The 14760-nt window shown below is 50.1% G+C and carries 14 protein-coding genes; 5 read left to right on the top strand and 9 right to left on the bottom strand.

From position 1 onward, the window contains the following. Positions 1 to 416: 416 nt before the first annotated feature. From Q0Y46_RS03280 to cas1, 5 genes are all read right to left on the bottom strand, one after another. Positions 417 to 905, bottom strand: a complete 489-nt coding sequence (locus tag Q0Y46_RS03280; protein ID WP_297944825.1) for a hypothetical protein — start codon at positions 903 to 905, stop codon at positions 417 to 419. 77 nt (positions 906 to 982) lie between these two features. Then, positions 983 to 1735, bottom strand: coding sequence for a hypothetical protein (locus Q0Y46_RS03275; protein WP_297944822.1), 753 nt, complete (start codon positions 1733 to 1735; stop codon positions 983 to 985). A gap of 95 nt (positions 1736 to 1830) precedes the next feature. Further along, positions 1831 to 2145: a hypothetical protein gene (locus tag Q0Y46_RS03270; protein ID WP_297944820.1), complete on the bottom strand. Its 315-nt coding sequence runs from the start codon at positions 2143 to 2145 to the stop codon at positions 1831 to 1833. A 287-nt stretch (positions 2146 to 2432) separates the two neighbouring features. Continuing rightward, a complete protein-coding gene (locus tag Q0Y46_RS03265; protein ID WP_295678794.1) occupies positions 2433 to 2687 on the bottom strand; it encodes a hypothetical protein in 255 nt (84 codons plus the stop codon). A 44-nt stretch (positions 2688 to 2731) separates the two neighbouring features. Continuing rightward, positions 2732 to 3628 carry a type II CRISPR-associated endonuclease Cas1 gene (gene cas1 / locus Q0Y46_RS03260; protein ID WP_297944817.1) on the bottom strand — a complete coding sequence of 299 codons (897 nt, stop codon included), beginning with the start codon at positions 3626 to 3628 and terminating at the stop codon, positions 2732 to 2734. 149 nt (positions 3629 to 3777) lie between these two features. On the opposite strand from cas1, the gene Q0Y46_RS03255 reads away from it, so the two are divergent. Continuing rightward, a complete protein-coding gene (locus Q0Y46_RS03255; protein WP_297944814.1) occupies positions 3778 to 4659 on the top strand; it encodes a DUF4143 domain-containing protein in 882 nt (293 codons plus the stop codon). A 35-nt stretch (positions 4660 to 4694) separates the two neighbouring features. Here the strand turns inward: Q0Y46_RS03255 and Q0Y46_RS03250 are convergent, their stop codons facing one another. Together Q0Y46_RS03250 and Q0Y46_RS03245 are read right to left on the bottom strand one after the other, a co-directional pair. Then, on the bottom strand, positions 4695 to 5024 hold the full coding sequence (locus Q0Y46_RS03250) for a type II toxin-antitoxin system RelE/ParE family toxin (RefSeq protein WP_290960430.1): 330 nt from the start codon (positions 5022 to 5024) through the stop codon (positions 4695 to 4697). Further along, complete coding sequence (locus Q0Y46_RS03245) at positions 5014 to 5289, bottom strand: type II toxin-antitoxin system Phd/YefM family antitoxin (protein ID WP_290960429.1); 276 nt, start codon at positions 5287 to 5289, stop codon at positions 5014 to 5016. The genes Q0Y46_RS03250 and Q0Y46_RS03245 overlap by 11 nt, the downstream gene beginning before the upstream one ends. A gap of 307 nt (positions 5290 to 5596) precedes the next feature. Here Q0Y46_RS03245 and Q0Y46_RS03240 point away from each other — a divergent pair, with 307 nt between their 5' ends. Beyond that, a complete protein-coding gene (locus Q0Y46_RS03240; RefSeq protein WP_297944810.1) occupies positions 5597 to 8149 on the top strand; it encodes an AAA family ATPase in 2553 nt (850 codons plus the stop codon). A gap of 60 nt (positions 8150 to 8209) precedes the next feature. Here the strand turns inward: Q0Y46_RS03240 and Q0Y46_RS03235 are convergent, their stop codons facing one another. Continuing rightward, positions 8210 to 8908, bottom strand: coding sequence for a hypothetical protein (locus Q0Y46_RS03235; RefSeq protein ID WP_295685414.1), 699 nt, complete (start codon positions 8906 to 8908; stop codon positions 8210 to 8212). Between the two features lie 45 nt (positions 8909 to 8953). Between Q0Y46_RS03235 and hisC the strand changes: the two genes are divergently transcribed. Together hisC and hisN are read left to right on the top strand one after the other, a co-directional pair. Then, the gene (hisC, locus tag Q0Y46_RS03230; RefSeq protein ID WP_297944806.1) at positions 8954 to 10045 is read left to right on the top strand and encodes a histidinol-phosphate transaminase; all 1092 of its coding nucleotides are present in this window, start codon (positions 8954 to 8956) and stop codon (positions 10043 to 10045) included. 1 nt (position 10046) lies between these two features. Next, positions 10047 to 10862, top strand: a complete 816-nt coding sequence (gene hisN / locus Q0Y46_RS03225; protein WP_295685409.1) for a histidinol-phosphatase — start codon at positions 10047 to 10049, stop codon at positions 10860 to 10862. Positions 10863 to 10881: 19 nt separating this feature from the next. Here the strand turns inward: hisN and Q0Y46_RS03220 are convergent, their stop codons facing one another. Then, the gene (locus Q0Y46_RS03220; RefSeq protein ID WP_297944803.1) at positions 10882 to 13419 is read right to left on the bottom strand and encodes a DNA internalization-related competence protein ComEC/Rec2; all 2538 of its coding nucleotides are present in this window, start codon (positions 13417 to 13419) and stop codon (positions 10882 to 10884) included. An 88-nt stretch (positions 13420 to 13507) separates the two neighbouring features. Here Q0Y46_RS03220 and Q0Y46_RS03215 point away from each other — a divergent pair, with 88 nt between their 5' ends. Continuing rightward, positions 13508 to 14758, top strand: a complete 1251-nt coding sequence (locus tag Q0Y46_RS03215; RefSeq protein WP_297944800.1) for a M12 family metallo-peptidase — start codon at positions 13508 to 13510, stop codon at positions 14756 to 14758. Positions 14759 to 14760: the final 2 nt, after the last annotated feature.

Here is a 14760-nt window from a genome sequence, read left to right as displayed (position 1 = left end):
CTCCGCTCATAAAGAGCCCCTATAAGATACAGAGAGCTCTTTCATATCCCGCAGTAATCATCCCACTTCACTTCCGGCAGCACCCGCAACAGCCCCAGCTATTTTTTTCTTTTCAAACAATACACAATAATTAGTGAAAAAACAAAGGATGTTACAAACGAGACAAAACAACCAAGTACAAAATTACCTTCTGACAAAGGGATTCTCGGCAACGCCCCCAATCTATTCTGCGTTAAATACATATCAATTATAGTCAAAATAATTGCGCAAACCAAACTTTGAAGAAAAAATTTCATAAACTACCACTCTTCATCAAATGGTTTGACGATATTAGTATTGTCTGCCGGAGCAACACCTTCAAGAGGAGAGCGTTTTTCAGTTTTCCCTCTGCTCGTAAAGAGCCTCTATAAGACTCATCATTTATCTCCACCACTTTTTTTTTCTATAACAGACATTGTTTTCAAATTTACTAGATATTCTCCGCCTCCGCCCCCACGAATCATTCCTTTCCCTCTTTTTTTTGAGGAATTATCGAATACACCGCTTTCTTTCATGTAATATTCATTTTCATTTGGTCCAATACAAATATAAAGAACCTCCGAATTTAATTTATAAATATAAACAGATTCTAAAAAAGGATCCTTATCTAAAACACCCGGAACATTAGAAACAATCATATTTACAGCACGAAGTTCTCTTCCTGATAAAGTATAACCTTTGGCGCTGTCCATTGCAAAATAGCTTTCGTGGGCCAATTGATAAAGACTTTTATTCGTTCTTTTTTTTGAAATTTTATCAAAATAATCCAAATTAGGATGATTTTGGTAAACTGATCTTTCTTCAGATTCCAACAACTGAGCAGATGAAATGCCAACAAGAAATAAAAAAGCAAGAGTAATCTTCATTATTTCATCCTCATTCTAAAAGTTCTAGTTTTCCCTCTGCTCGTAAAGAGCCTCTATAAGACATATAGTTTTTTTCATCAGTAGCTGAGGCACTTGTCCAACTGTTTCTTGTCAGCAAGGTTTTCCCAGCGGCATTCTTCAAAGTTGCTGTGAAATATAGAATAGAACTGCTCGTACAGGTAAATGTACTCGTCGATGATTTTATTCTTTTTCATTTCGTTATCAATACAGCCCGGCGGGACCATTCGGATAATTTTTCTCTCACTTTTTTCTTGAGAAAGGATATAGAAGTGATCGTCGCATTGCTCCCCTCTTTTTGAATAAAGATTTTCAAGACTTAATTCCCATAAAGAAAGTCTATTTTCATCAAAAAACTTCTTTATAAGAATTGCCACACTATCTGAAATCTGTTTTATTCCATAACATCTGTCATAAATATTCCTTTTATTTTTCCATATGGCATTTTCTAAGCACTCGCGGCATTTTCCCATACTTGGTCCATCCTCACACTGATATCGAGGTATATAAATCATCTTCATTTTTTTTGATTTCACAGGAATATACGCAGAATAACCCCCATCACCCAAAATTTCCGTTTGAGAGACTCTCCATTTTCCCATCTCCAAATAAAAACCATCCTGATTAACATCTAGCAGAGTTTCTCCAAAAAAATTTGTCATTTGTTCTTTAAAATATTTTAGATCATTATAATATTCAGCTTTCTTTAATTTCGTCTTAACATTCTCTCCTGTTGCGAAGACGATTTTTTCCTTGGCGAAAGAACTTATCGTAACAATAATCAAAAAAAATATTAATTTCCTGACAATCATTTTGCCCCTCCTAGTTCGAGAACAAGTATCCAATCATATCCAAGAATAAATGGTCGATGCTGTTATTTGCATAATTGTAGCTGGAATACGTAGCTTTACCTCTGCTCGTAAAGAGCCTCTATAAGACCACTGTCTTTATCGAATTTGGTAACAAATGACAAGTGCAGAGAGCTTGATCCTGGGGAAGAACCAAGAAGGGTGCCGCGCCCGTTTTTTATAGTCCATTTTTTTGAGCCGCCAATAATTGCCCCCGGTGAACTGTAGCGACCGCCGACCTCGAAGTTTTCCTCAATGGATGTTCTAAGATCAACGGCGATGGTTTTCATAGCCTTGGATAAGTCTTTAGACTTGTCTTCGATGCCTTTTAGCAGGATTATGCACTTTTTGTCATCAATTTTGGCGTCAAGCATTGCTTTTCTCCAAGAAATGAGGTATATTGATAAGAGAATCTATGTGAGTAAGTGGAAACCGAGGCGGGCCACTTGGGACGTTCGTAGGCCGTATGATGGAGATTGCCGACCATCCACATAGATTCTTTTTTTATTTCAATTTAATACTTCGTTCATCAGCGTCCCGTTCAGCGACTCTACCAGCTGTTTTGAGGTTTTCCCTCTGCTCGTAAAGAGCCTCTATAAGACCTACTATCTGAATATACCTTATTTTATGCGGGTTCGCAAGCGATTGAACGCTGAAAAAATCAGAAAAATTGGATGAAATCCTGGGATTTGGGCCATTTTTTCGGAGCCCTGGTGCTGCCGAAGTGGCTGTAGATTTCCAGGAACTCCCTGTCCGTGACGCTCAGCAGGCAGAGCGTGGAGCGGGGTTCGATTAAATTGGCGATTCGTCGGCGGTGTGTCCTGCCGTTGTCCGCAGTGGTGCAGTAGCGGACGTACATTCCCCGTTGCACCTTGTTGAATCCCTCTTTTTCTAGTTCCTTGACGAACCTGGCCATGTTTTGGCGGCCGCTCTTGCAGTGTCTTGGAAAATCAAAAATCGCTACGACCCACATGCTACCCTCGGGTAGGCGATGTTCTTTGTTTCGCCCATGAAAAATTTCGCGACGGAGGCTGTGGTGTAGGTGAGACATGTTCCCAGCTGCACCATCTGTTCCCCGAAGGGAATGTTGGTGTAGAACAGTTCCAGAAAGGATGCCTTGACTTCCTTGTCCAACTTTCTCTTTTTGGCTACGTGTAATTTGTATGCAATCTGATCGATGAAGGGGCGGTAGGGTTCCATGATGTCGTCTGCCAGCGGGAATGCGTCGTAATAGTTCCTGTGGAAAATGCCGAGGGAGGGCAGTAACCCGCTCGCCATCAGGGCGCGAGCGGTTGCGGCCCGCAGGAGCGTGTAACCGTAATTCAAAAAATCGTTGGGGTGTTCGCCGAACCTGTCGCGTATGAACTCCTTGCCGAAGAGTTCTCTCCAGTAGCATTGCGCGGCAAGCCCTTCGCGGTTACTTGAGTCCCCGCTAAGGACTCCGGTGGCGTATTTCAGGAGCTTGTCGTGTTTTTTTCCAAGGGACTTGAGGTGAAGAGCCTGGTTCTTGATTTTTGCCTCCACGACATTTTTCCACATTTGTTTTTTCAGTGGCTGGGATGCATCCAGTTGCAGGCGGAAGTATTTTTCTTGCAGGGTGTTTGCGTCCAGATTCATGAGCATGGATGACGGCATGTGCTTTTCGTTGCAGAATACGACGGCGACATTCTGTTCTGCCAATTTGCCTATGAGGGGCGTGGTGAGCGATGCTGAATGGTTGTCGATGAGGATGATGGCGATATCTTCGATTGCCCTGAGCGTGACGTTGTCGGGATTGTCCTTGTATGCGATTTTGAGCATGGAATTTTGTACCGAAAGCTGGACCGGATTTTCAAATATGAGAGTCTGTTTGGGCATGTTTCTCCTTCTGTTTCTGTGTGTATTTGAAATATGCTAAAATTTAAGTCTCGAACGAGAAATTTCTAAAAAATGTTGAAAATGCGCGTATTCTTGGCGTTTTTTTGCAAAATTAGACCGGACGAATTGCCAAAATCCGCATGCGCCCTATGTCGCTATACGAATCGGGAGCATCTAGCGGAGCCGTTTCCCTACAAGACATCTGCAACGGCGAAATAGAATCTGTCATGACGGGCGACGTTCAATTAAAAGATTTGATAGAACTCGTTGTTCGCGGAGGGTGGCCCGGCAATCTCGGACTTACTACAGAACAATCCATGGCTATTCCTAAAGCCTATCTTGAAGCCTTTGTCGACGACGATATGGACCGCCTCGACGGAATCAAACGGAACAAGAGCAAGATGAAGCTGTTGCTCAAATCACTCGCCCGAAACGAATCGACCACGGCGACCAATAAAATCCTGAAAAACGACATCAAGGAAATTGATGACGACGATATCGACACGGATACGATCGCGAGCTATCTTGATGTCTTGAAAAGACTCTTTCTTGTTGAGAACCAGCTCCCATTCAGCACAAAAATACGCTCAAAGCTTAGGGTTAAACAGGCCGAAAAAAGGCACCTGGCCGACCCTTCGCTTGCTGCATCGCTATTGGGCGCGACTCCAGATAAGCTTTTGCACGACTTGAACACTTTGGGCTTTCTGTTCGAATCGCTTTGTGAACGGGATCTGGATATCTATGCAAAATCCTTTGGCGGAAAATTGTACCATTACCAAGATTATGCCAACAGGGAAATTGATTCAGTCGTCGAGATGCCCGACGGCAGCTGGAGCGCTTTTGAAATAAAACTCGGAGCGAATCAAATTGATGAAGCCGCACGAAACTTATTGGAAATACAAAAAAATATTTCCAACGACCCGGATGGCATTCCTCCATCTAATCTTTGCGTTATTTGCGGAATGAGCAGCGCTGCCTACAAACGCCCCGATGGAGTCATCGTCGTGCCGATTACGGCATTGAAAAATTAGTAAAAAGGTTGTTTTTCTCGGCTCGTAAAGAGCCCCTAGCGCATCAGCCTGTTCCAGAGCGCATCTTCGAGATCGCGTCTGGAATCTACGACGGCTACGACGAAAACCTGATTGAGGAGTTTCTTGTAGAAGACTCGCCAGGGCGAAATGGATAATTCACGGTAACCCCCTATTTGCAGGGCTTCAAGTTCGGCAGGAACTTTACCCAGGTCCGGGAACGACTCTAGCGTTTTACATTCACGTTTGATTCTTGCCAAGACTTCTCGGGCGTTTTTGGGGCTGTCTTTTGCGATGAACGTGACGATGGATTTTAGGTCGAATGCGGCCGATTTCGACCAGATGACCTGAAATTTTTTACTTGGCATTCAATTCGCGCTCCAGGGAATCAAAAAGGTCTTTTTGCGAAATGACTTCGCCTTTGGCGATTTCCGTTTCGCTCTGCGCGAACAACTTGAAGAGCTTGAGCCCGTCTTGCATGGTCTGGAATGTATCGACATCCAAGATGACTCCGCGGGCCTCCCCGTTCTGTGTGACCACGTAAGGCGTGTGTGACTCGCATACGTGATCCAAAACTTGGGCGGCATTTGCCTTGATGTACGAAATCGGCTTGATGTTCTTTATCGGGTTCATGATGAGCCTTTTTGTTTTAAAATCGGACTGAATTTGATACTAAATATAGTCTTTTGGTGTTAGATAGGCAACAGGGGCGGGCGTTTGTTTTGGATTTTTTTCCTCAGCTCATAAAGCCCCTATAAGACCTGCTTTTGGATTTGTGCGGAATTAAACACCCGTGCGTCTTATTTTGAAAAAATGATGCTGAAAAATGCGACATTTTTTGCTTTTTTAGCCGTTTTTGGACGTTTTTTTGTCGAACGAGGCCCTTGGCACGGCTTTTGCACTATAAATCGCGGTTAAAAATGCAAAAATCGAGGTTTATATGTCCGATTTCAACAACGATGCAGAAAAAGTCTTGGCGAAGGCGCAGAGCTTGCGTGACCGTTGCTCGCATTCCTACCTGGGTGCGGCACATTTGGCCGTGGGGCTAGTTGAAGGCCCGGATGCCACCCTGAAAAAACTTTATAAGTCCAAAGGCGCGAAGACGAACGAGCTCCGCGGCAAGCTGGAACCGTTCGTGCAGAAGATTCCGCGTATGGAAGGCGTGAACCCCGACGTGGAACCGGACAATGACTTGAACCGTATCTTGCGTGCCTCCGTGCAGGCGGCACGTCAGGTGAACCGCATGGTGACCCCGGGCGACATGCTCGTGGCCCTCATGAAGTTCTCGGGCGACCGTGGCCTTGCGAAGGTGTTCGAAGATGCGCTGGGCTCCGTGGAAGTCGTGGAAACCTGGCTTTCGGACCCGTTTGCGGGTGCTGCCAACGCCGAAGAACAATCTCCCTTGAAACTCTATGGCCGTGAACTCGTGGAAATGGCCGCCGACGGAAAGCTTTCGCCGGTGATTGGCCGTGAAGAGGAAATCCGCCGTGTCATCTTGATCCTTAGCCGAAAGACGAAAAACAACCCGTGCCTGGTCGGTGAACCGGGCGTGGGCAAGACCGCTATTGTCGAAGGGCTCGCCGAGCGAATCTATCGCGGCGATGTGCCTGACGCTTTGAAGGGCAAGAAGTTGTTCGCGCTGGATTTGTCCGCCTTGATGGCGGGCGCCAAGTACCGTGGAGATTTCGAGGAACGTTTGAAAGCCGTGCTGGACGCTCTTGAAGAAGACGGCAACACGCTATTGTTTATCGATGAAATCCACACCATCGTGGGTGCGGGCAAGACCGAGGGCTCCATGGACTTGGGCAACATGCTCAAGCCGAAACTGGCCCGTGGTGAACTGCACTGCATCGGTGCGACGACCACGCAGGAATACCGTAAGTACATCGAGAAGGATTCCGCATTGGAACGCCGTTTCCAGCCTGTGCAGGTCGACGAACCCAGCGAAGAGGAATCTATTTCCATTCTGCGTGGCATCAAGGACGGCTTTGACGCCCACCATGGCGTGCGTCTGCATGACAACGCGCTGGTGGCTGCGGTGAAACTTTCGAACCGCTACATCAGCGACCGTTTCTTGCCGGACAAGGCCATCGACTTGATTGACGAGGCGGCAAGCCTTGTGAAGACGCAGATGGATACCGTGCCCGAAGCCTTGGATACCTTGCAGCGTAAGGAACTCCAGATGAAAATCGAGGAGCAGGCCTTGGCGAAGGAAACTGACGACAACAGCGTGAAGCGCTTGAAAGAACTCCGTGAGGAGTTGGCTTTGACGGATGCCGCCGTGAAGGCTATGCAGGACCGTTGGCAGGAGAGGCGCGCGAAAAACGCCGAGTTGCAGGGCCTCAAGAAATCCTTGCAGCAGGCGAAGGACGAGATGGAGCAGGCCGAAGCCCGCTACGACTTGAACCGCGCCGCCGAACTCAAGTACAACAAGATCGTGAACCTGGAAAAGGAAATTGCCGCGAAGACGGAAGAAATCAAGAAGTCTGCAGGCGACGGTGACCTGAGCGAAGAGGTGACCGAAGAGACGATTGCCCTCGTGGTGAGCCGTTGGACTGGAATTCCGGTGACGAAACTTTGCGAAGGCGAAAAGGCCAAGTTGTTGCACTTGGACGAACGCCTGCATGCCCGCGTGATTGGCCAGGACGAGGCCGTGGAAGCGGTTTCCGAAGCCATCCTGCGTAACCGTAGCGGCCTCAGCCGCGAGAATGCGCCCATTGGTAGCTTCTTGTTCCTGGGCCCCACGGGTGTGGGCAAGACGGAATTGGCCCGTGCGCTTTCGACCGAACTGTTCGACAGCGAAGCGGCACTTGTGCGTATCGACATGAGCGAATACATGGAAAAGCATAGCGTGAGCCGCTTGATCGGTGCGCCTCCGGGATACGTGGGCTACGAAGAAGGCGGCCAACTGACCGAAGCCGTGCGTACGCATCCGTACTGCGTGATTCTTCTCGACGAAATCGAGAAGGCCCACCCCGATGTGTTCAATACGCTGTTGCAGGTGCTTGACGACGGTCGTTTGACCGATGGCAAGGGCCGTACCGTGAACTTCAAGAACACCTTGATTTTGATGACGTCGAACCTGGGCGCTGCTCATTTCCAGAACCGCGCGGGTGATGCAAAGCCCGTGACGCTCAAGGAAATCGAGCCGGAACTCCGCGGATTCTTCCGTCCGGAATTCTTGAACCGCTTGGACGAAGTGCTGGTGTTCCAGAGCTTAACGAAGCCGCAGATCAAGGACATCGTGAAGCTGAAATTCAAGGGACTCGCCGAACGCGCCGCTCGTCAGGATTTGCAGCTCACGCTGACCGACAAGGCTCTCGACGCCATTGCCGATGGGGCCTACCAGCCGGAATTCGGCGCACGCCCGATCCAGCGTTACCTGGAAAGGAATGTGGAACGCCCGCTGAGCCATGCAATCCTTGCTGGCGAAGTGAGTGCCGCAAAGCCCGTAACCATCGACTACGATGGCGAGAAATTTGTGGTTGAGTAGTAGGAAGTAGACAGTAGGAAGTAGACAGTGACTTCCTACTTCCTACTTCTAACTTCCTACTTATAAAGCTGTCATCACGTACAGGCCAATTCCCTTGCGGTTGTTGTTCTTTTCTTGCATCACGCCGATGTCGAAGTCTAGGCGGACTCGTGTGCTTCCGAATGCGAATTCGAATTTAGGCAAGATGTCGATCATGAAGTCGTCGCGAAGGTGCCCGGCACTTCCCGATGTATTGACTTCGACCATGCAACGCAAGAAACGCCCGAAAATGAGGGTCGGCGTCATTCCCAATGCAAACTTTACGTAGCCTCCGTCGCCTGTGACTCCATCGAGGAAACCGGCGCGGGCTTCGTAATAGTTCAGAAAATTCTTGGAGATAACTTGATCTGAACCGAGCGTGAGGACGATTGCGCTACCGTTGTTCCTGTTTAGACCAAAGTAGCCATCGACTTCGATGAAGTTGGTTGTGTTGAATCGGAAACGCCCACCGACGTCAAGGGATGCCTGCATGTGGCCCATTTTGTCGTAGGTCTGGACGTTGATTTTGGAACCGAAGTCAAAATTTTTTGTAAGGCCGCTTGTGAGGTTGATGGGGAAAAGTATATTGGGGTCATAGTCAGAACGCATTCCGAGACCAAGGCCCAGTTTGGGGGACGGCCTACTGTCGGGCCCGAATGTATAGCGCATATCCCAGATGTTGTCGAGGGCAAATACATTTGTGGCCAGAATGACGAGTAGGGCTGTCAGGACTTTTCTCATACGGTTAAAAGTTAGCTAAATTTTATCGCGTAAATAGAGGTAAACATGATTGAACCGCGTCCAGAACTGTCTAAGCTTTCCGATTACGTTCCCGGAAAATCCATCGAGGAAATCCGTGAACAGTATGGTCTCAAGAAGATTGTAAAGTTGGCTTCCAACGAAAATCCGCTTGGAGCCTCCCCGAAGGCGGTCGAGGCGTTCCACAAGATTGCGGACTGCCTGCACCTGTATCCGCGCGGCGATGCTCCGACGCTTATCCGCGCTATTGCCCAGAAATATGGCGTGAAGACGGAACAGATTGTCGTCGGTAACGGCTCCGACGAGATTATTGACATGGTCGGCAAAGCCTTTATCCGCCAGGGCGACAACTGTGTGGGCATTACGCCGACTTTTTCCGTGTACAAGTTTACGACGCTTTCGAACGGCGCTGAATTTATTGGCGTGGGCGAGGGCGATGCGAAGACTTCGCTTGACGACTTGGCGAAGGCCATCGACAGCAAAACCCGCGTAGCCTTCATCTGCAATCCGAACAACCCGACGGGCACGTACTACACCGAATCCGAAATTCGCGAATTCCTGAAGAAGGTTCCGCAGAATGTGCTGGTGTTCCTGGACGAGGCCTACTCGGAGTTCGCAACCGCTGCGGATTATCCGAACATGTTCTCGGCTTTGGATGAACACCCGAACCTTTTCATCAACAGGACGTTCAGCAAGATTTATGGACTTGCCGGTCTGCGTATCGGTTATGCCATCGCGAGTACGGATGTGGTGCGCCACCTCTGGAAGGTCAAGCCCCCGTTTGACGTGAACCAGGCGGCACAGGTGGCGGCCATCGCTGCCTTGGACGATGCGGCCCACGTGGAAGCGACCCGCAAGATGAATGCCGAGGGAATTGAAGTCCTTACCCGCGAATTTACGGCACTCGGTTTCAAGGTGCTTCCGACACAGGCGAATTTCATCTGCGTCAAGATTGGCGAACGCGCCCGTGAACTCGTCTCGTTCCTGGAAAGGAAAGGCATGATTGTCCGCGGCCTCACAAGCTTCGGTATGCCGGAATACATCCGTGTCACTATCGGCAAGCCCGAGGAAAACGAGTTCCTCGTGATGCTTGTCAAGAAATGGAAAGCGGAGGCCTAAGATGTCCGCGACGGCAGAAAATCTGGAGCTCTTGAAAATCGCTCTCAAGACGGCGGAAATGGCTCAGGAAAACATCCTGAAGTATTTCCAGACAGGAGTGGGTGTCGAGTGGAAAAAAGACAATACTCCGGTGACGATTGCCGACAAGAGTACGGAAGAACTGGCCCGTGAATTCTGGGCCAAGGAGACTCCGGGCTTTGGCGTGATTGGCGAGGAGTTCGGAATCGAGAGCCCCGATGCGGAATACCAGTGGGTCATTGACCCGATTGACGGCACGAAGGCTTTCGTGCATGGCGTTCCCCTGTTCGGCACGCTGATTGCACTCTACAAGAAGAACGTTCCCGTGTGTTCCCTTATCCGCATTCCGGCGATGAATACGGCCGTGTGGGCGGTGAACGGTGGCGGCGCCTTTTTGGATGGCCGCCCGGTGAACTGCTCGAAGGTTGAAAAAATCGAAGATGCGCTCGTGCTTTCGGGTACGGTGAACACGATGGAAGACAAGGGCTTTGGCGAAGGTTTTGCGAAGCTCCGTCGCAGCGCTCGCCTGCATCGCGGTTGGGGCGACTGCTACGGCTATTACCTCGTGGCCGCAGGCCGCGCCGAAATCATGGTGGATCCTGTCGTTTCGCTTTGGGACATCGCTCCGTATCCGCTGCTGTTCGCAGAAGCCGGTGGCAAGTTCAGCACCATCGACGGCAAGACGGAACTCTTCGATGTAAACGGCAAGCCGACGGCACCGATTTACGAAGGCTTTACGAGTGTCGCAACGAACGGGCTATTGCACGAAGTCACGTTGAACGCTCTTTCCGAAAAGTAATCTTTCAAAAAATGTGGACCTACTCCAGCATGGTCTGGATAATGGTGGTGTCTTCGGAGAACGTAATCGATATGCTTCCCCGTTCTGCTGTATTGATGTAGGGAATGTTCAACGAATCGAGCCGCTGTACGACTTCTTTGCTCGGATGCCGGAACCGGTTGTTTTTCCCGCTAGGGATGATGGCGTACGTGGGATTGACTGCGTTCAGGAACGGTACGCTGCTGGATGTTTTGGAACCGTGGTGCCCGAGCTTTAACACGTCGCTTTTCAGATAAGCGTCTGTTTTCATGATTTCTTTTTCGCCTTTGATGGTGAGGTCTCCGGTGAGGACTGCGGAATGCCCGAGCCCTTTGAGTCGAAGCGTGATACTCCCTTCGTTGGCTTCGACGCAGATGTCGTTTCGCGGGTGGATGGTCTGCATTTCAAAGTAGGTTTCTTTCCACAGGATGCCACGATGGATTTTTCGGATGGGAATGTTCCTTTTCCGTGCTTCTTGGATGACTTGTTGCCATTCGGGTTTACGTTCTTTGATGGCGCAGTCGCTTGCCCAAAGCTCTTTGACGGGGAATGTTTTCAGGATGGATTTGGCGCCGCCGAAATGGTCTTTGTCGGGGTGTGTTATGATGAGGGCGTCGAGTTCCCGCACGCCGATGTGATGCAGAAATGGAACGATGATGTCTTTGCCGGAATCTTGCCTGCTGTTGTCGCCGGCATCCACGAGGAAGTGCCTGCCCGATGGAGCCTCGACGAGATGGCTGTCGCCTTGTCCGACATCAATGGTCGTCAGTTTCCACGTCGGGTGTGTTACCTTGGCGTAGCTGTTGTAGCAGAATATCCCGGCGAAAAGGACTAGGCACGAGACGCAATAGATGCGGGCAATTCGGTTGCGCCGGATTGCGGGAATGAAGGTCAGCGCGAAGCCGATGAGCAAAAGGATGGCCGGGCTGAACGGCCCGATGGTGACGGAGGCGATGGAGGAATCTGAGATGAGCCGCGTAAGGAGGCTTGCCAGGCGCAAGAAGAAACTGGCGGCGTAGCAGAAATGTTCGCGCATAAAGTCGATAGGTGAAATCAGGGCGAAAAGGCCGGCTTGCATGCCCCACGAAATTCCGGGAACGACCACGATGTTCCCGAGCCAAGCCATCGGGGAGAGTGTCTTGAAATGGTGGACGAGGAACGGGGCGGTGGCGAGGGTGGCACACAAGGTGACGTAAGTGGGGTCGATGGCGAATGCTCGGAGGGTGTTCCAGAGTTTGTTCTTTTTCAGGGATTCCGGGAAGTTGGCGAACGGGTTGAGCGGGCTTCCGATAAGGATGCCCGCGGTGGCCGCGACGGAAAGTTGGAAGCCGGGATTCCAGAGGATGCCCGGCTCGGGGAGCAGGATGAGGATGAGGGCGACCCCGAGGCTGTTCATCGTGTTGGCGGGTCGCTGGAAGAGTGCGCCGATTTGTGGCACGGAGAACATGAGGACGGCGCGGCGTACGGCGGGGGAACCGCCCGTGACGGGAATGTAGAGGAACAGCAAGGCGACGGCGATAATCCGTACGGCGCGCAGGGGGAGCCCGGTCGCCTTGAGGAAAATCATGAGGATGCCTGCGAGAAGGACGACGTGGAAACCGCTGATGGCGAGCACGTGGACGAGTCCGGACCGCTGGAAATCGCTGCGGAGGGCTTCGGGAATGCCGCTCCGGTCGCCGGCGAGAAGGCCTAGCAGGAGTCCGGTCTCGGCAGGGTCGAGGTAGTCGGCAAAACGTGATTCAATCCACTTGCGGAAGTTGGCGAATGTCCGCTCGGGAATCCAACTGCTGCCGACAATCTTGTAGTCGTTGAACCGCCCGTAGGCGGCGAATCCCTGGCTCTTGAGCCAGCCGCGGGTGTCGAACGCGCCCGGCACCCGCGGGGGCGACACCGGGTACCACGATGCGCTGTAGCAGAGGGTGTCGCCCGGATTCGCCGCCCTCGCCGTGGTTGCTTTCGTTGCCCAACGTGGTACGACGATAGGTTCGCTTGTCACGGAATACAAATCCAAAGGTTGACCCGCACTGGCTGTGTCTGCAAATACCATGGGTTCCTGCATTTCGCTCGGAGTTTTTTTCACTTTCGGCTTGCTTTGCATCTTACGCTCTGCAATCCTTAAGCGGTAGGTTTCATTGCCTACACTCGTCTTGATGATGTAGGCGTTCCCCTTGGCCCTGCGGATGACCGATTCCACTCGACCGCATCCGTCTTTGGGAGGTGCTTGCTGGCTGTGTTCGTATGTTGAACGATTTCCCGACATGAGGAGGAATGACCATGAACCTCCGTTCGCAAAATCGTAGCTTACGATGCCAGCGGCAAGGCTCAGGAATACGACCCATTGCCTCGATCGCGGGAAAAAGTGGTTCGCTATCGCGAGCGTAAGCATCAGTGCCGGAGCGAATGTTGGAACATCGAAACTGGCGTATGTCCCCATGAGAACGAGCGCGCAAGTGAGTGCGGGCTTGCCTACTATGGGCGATAGCAGGTCTTGGAACGTTTTTTTGGCGGACAAATGAGTTTCTTTGAATGGATTGGACATTTTATTTTGCCTTTTTTTGTACATTGGAGTAAACCTTCTTCTTATAAGACGTTTAATGAAGCATTTTTGTCTTGAAAAATTTTTTTTGTTGTTCTTTTTTGCGGTATGCCTTGCGGCATGTAATTCGGTAGAACCTCCTGAAACGGACGAGGGCTTTATACCGGATGGCGAATTGCAGTTTGCCCTTATTCCCAATGACAATGTCCCTGGGGATTCGGTAGATGCGAATTTGGCACATGGGGTGAGAATATTCGTGCATCCGAATGCACATTATGAGCTTTCGTTCGACATAGACGGTTATGCCTCGGCGAATCCCCAATTGCGGTTATTCCGTGTTTACTGGAACGAACGACTCAAAACCTATGCGGCTTCTTGGGTCCGTTCGATAAAGCCATCTGTGGAAAATGGACGTTACGTGTACAAATTTGTATGCGAAGAAAGCGATCGTTCGATTTGGATTACCAGTTTAAATGACGGGAAAGGCTTCTACGAAGGGGCGACTAGGAATGTCCGGCTCAAGGCGTATGGTGATTATTCCGATCATTTCTCGGCCAATCTTATTGTTGCAGGGAAAATCAAGGATCTTGATGTCAGTTATGATAGCCTTGCCAAAATGCTCCAGGCCGGGTTCAAAAAATTCTATACAAGTGTGAAACTGGATACCGTCTATGTGCGTTTTGCTCATGAGCATCCAGTCATTGGGAAAAAGTACCCGAAAACGGAACCGTGGATTGCGGGGCGTTCTTCTGAAGACCAAATGATGACAGAATTGGGCGGTTGGCCCGAAGAGGATGTCTTTTCTGCGCTGGATATCGTTTTGGTCCATCGGTTCAAACAGGAAGGCCTGCTCGGTTTGTCGGACATGTTTGGCTCAAATATGGGCGGCGGTAGTGGGAGTACTGTTGTTGTAGCGAATCATAACCGGCAGGACGGCGAAGACATGGTTGTCAATGCCGAACGCATTGTGTATACCGCATTGCATGAGACCGGGCATTTCTTTGGACTCCGGCATACGACGGCGACTCATTCGGACCAAACTGCGAATGGGGATTATTCCGTTTATGATGATGGTTTTACGGACACGCCTTATTGTTTCCAGAAGGGTAGCCGTAAGGTTGTGTTTGCGAAGGATGGGATGGTATCGGATTATAGGGATCCTTTCCGTCGGTTGGCTCCTCGCTACGATTTCACTCCAACTTATCAGTCTTTATCTGATATTTCTCGCTGTCCCGATGCGTCTAATTTCATGTTCCCCATGGAATCCGAGACTGAACTTGTGGGGTTCAGTGAGCAACAGCTCAGTGTTATTCGAACAAATCTTATGATTATGCCTCACTAGGC

It is taken from the genome of uncultured Fibrobacter sp., from assembly GCF_947305105.1.
Classification (GTDB): Bacteria; Fibrobacterota; Fibrobacteria; order Fibrobacterales; family Fibrobacteraceae; genus Fibrobacter.
The sequence above is the reverse complement of the archived record's forward strand: the minus strand, read 5'-3'. Positions and strand labels throughout refer to the sequence as shown.

Excerpts from the sequence above, each read along its gene's own strand:
- Q0Y46_RS03245 (WP_290960429.1), bottom strand. The coding sequence starts at position 5,289 with ATGAACCCGATAAAGAACATCAAGCCGATTTCGTACATCAAGGCAAAT.
- Q0Y46_RS03250 (WP_290960430.1), bottom strand. The coding sequence starts at position 5,024 with ATGCCAAGTAAAAAATTTCAGGTCATCTGGTCGAAATCGGCCGCATTC.
- hisC (WP_297944806.1), top strand. The coding sequence starts at position 8,954 with ATGATTGAACCGCGTCCAGAACTGTCTAAGCTTTCCGATTACGTTCCC.
- Q0Y46_RS03265 (WP_295678794.1), bottom strand. The coding sequence starts at position 2,687 with ATGGCCAGGTTCGTCAAGGAACTAGAAAAAGAGGGATTCAACAAGGTG.
- Q0Y46_RS03275 (WP_297944822.1), bottom strand. The coding sequence starts at position 1,735 with ATGATTGTCAGGAAATTAATATTTTTTTTGATTATTGTTACGATAAGT.
- Q0Y46_RS03240 (WP_297944810.1), top strand. The coding sequence starts at position 5,597 with ATGTCCGATTTCAACAACGATGCAGAAAAAGTCTTGGCGAAGGCGCAG.
- cas1 (WP_297944817.1), bottom strand. The coding sequence starts at position 3,628 with ATGCCCAAACAGACTCTCATATTTGAAAATCCGGTCCAGCTTTCGGTA.
- Q0Y46_RS03235 (WP_295685414.1), bottom strand. The coding sequence starts at position 8,908 with ATGAGAAAAGTCCTGACAGCCCTACTCGTCATTCTGGCCACAAATGTA.
- Q0Y46_RS03270 (WP_297944820.1), bottom strand. The coding sequence starts at position 2,145 with ATGCTTGACGCCAAAATTGATGACAAAAAGTGCATAATCCTGCTAAAA.
- Q0Y46_RS03255 (WP_297944814.1), top strand. The coding sequence starts at position 3,778 with ATGTCGCTATACGAATCGGGAGCATCTAGCGGAGCCGTTTCCCTACAA.
- Q0Y46_RS03220 (WP_297944803.1), bottom strand. The coding sequence starts at position 13,419 with ATGTCCAATCCATTCAAAGAAACTCATTTGTCCGCCAAAAAAACGTTC.
- Q0Y46_RS03280 (WP_297944825.1), bottom strand. The coding sequence starts at position 905 with ATGAAGATTACTCTTGCTTTTTTATTTCTTGTTGGCATTTCATCTGCT.
- hisN (WP_295685409.1), top strand. The coding sequence starts at position 10,047 with ATGTCCGCGACGGCAGAAAATCTGGAGCTCTTGAAAATCGCTCTCAAG.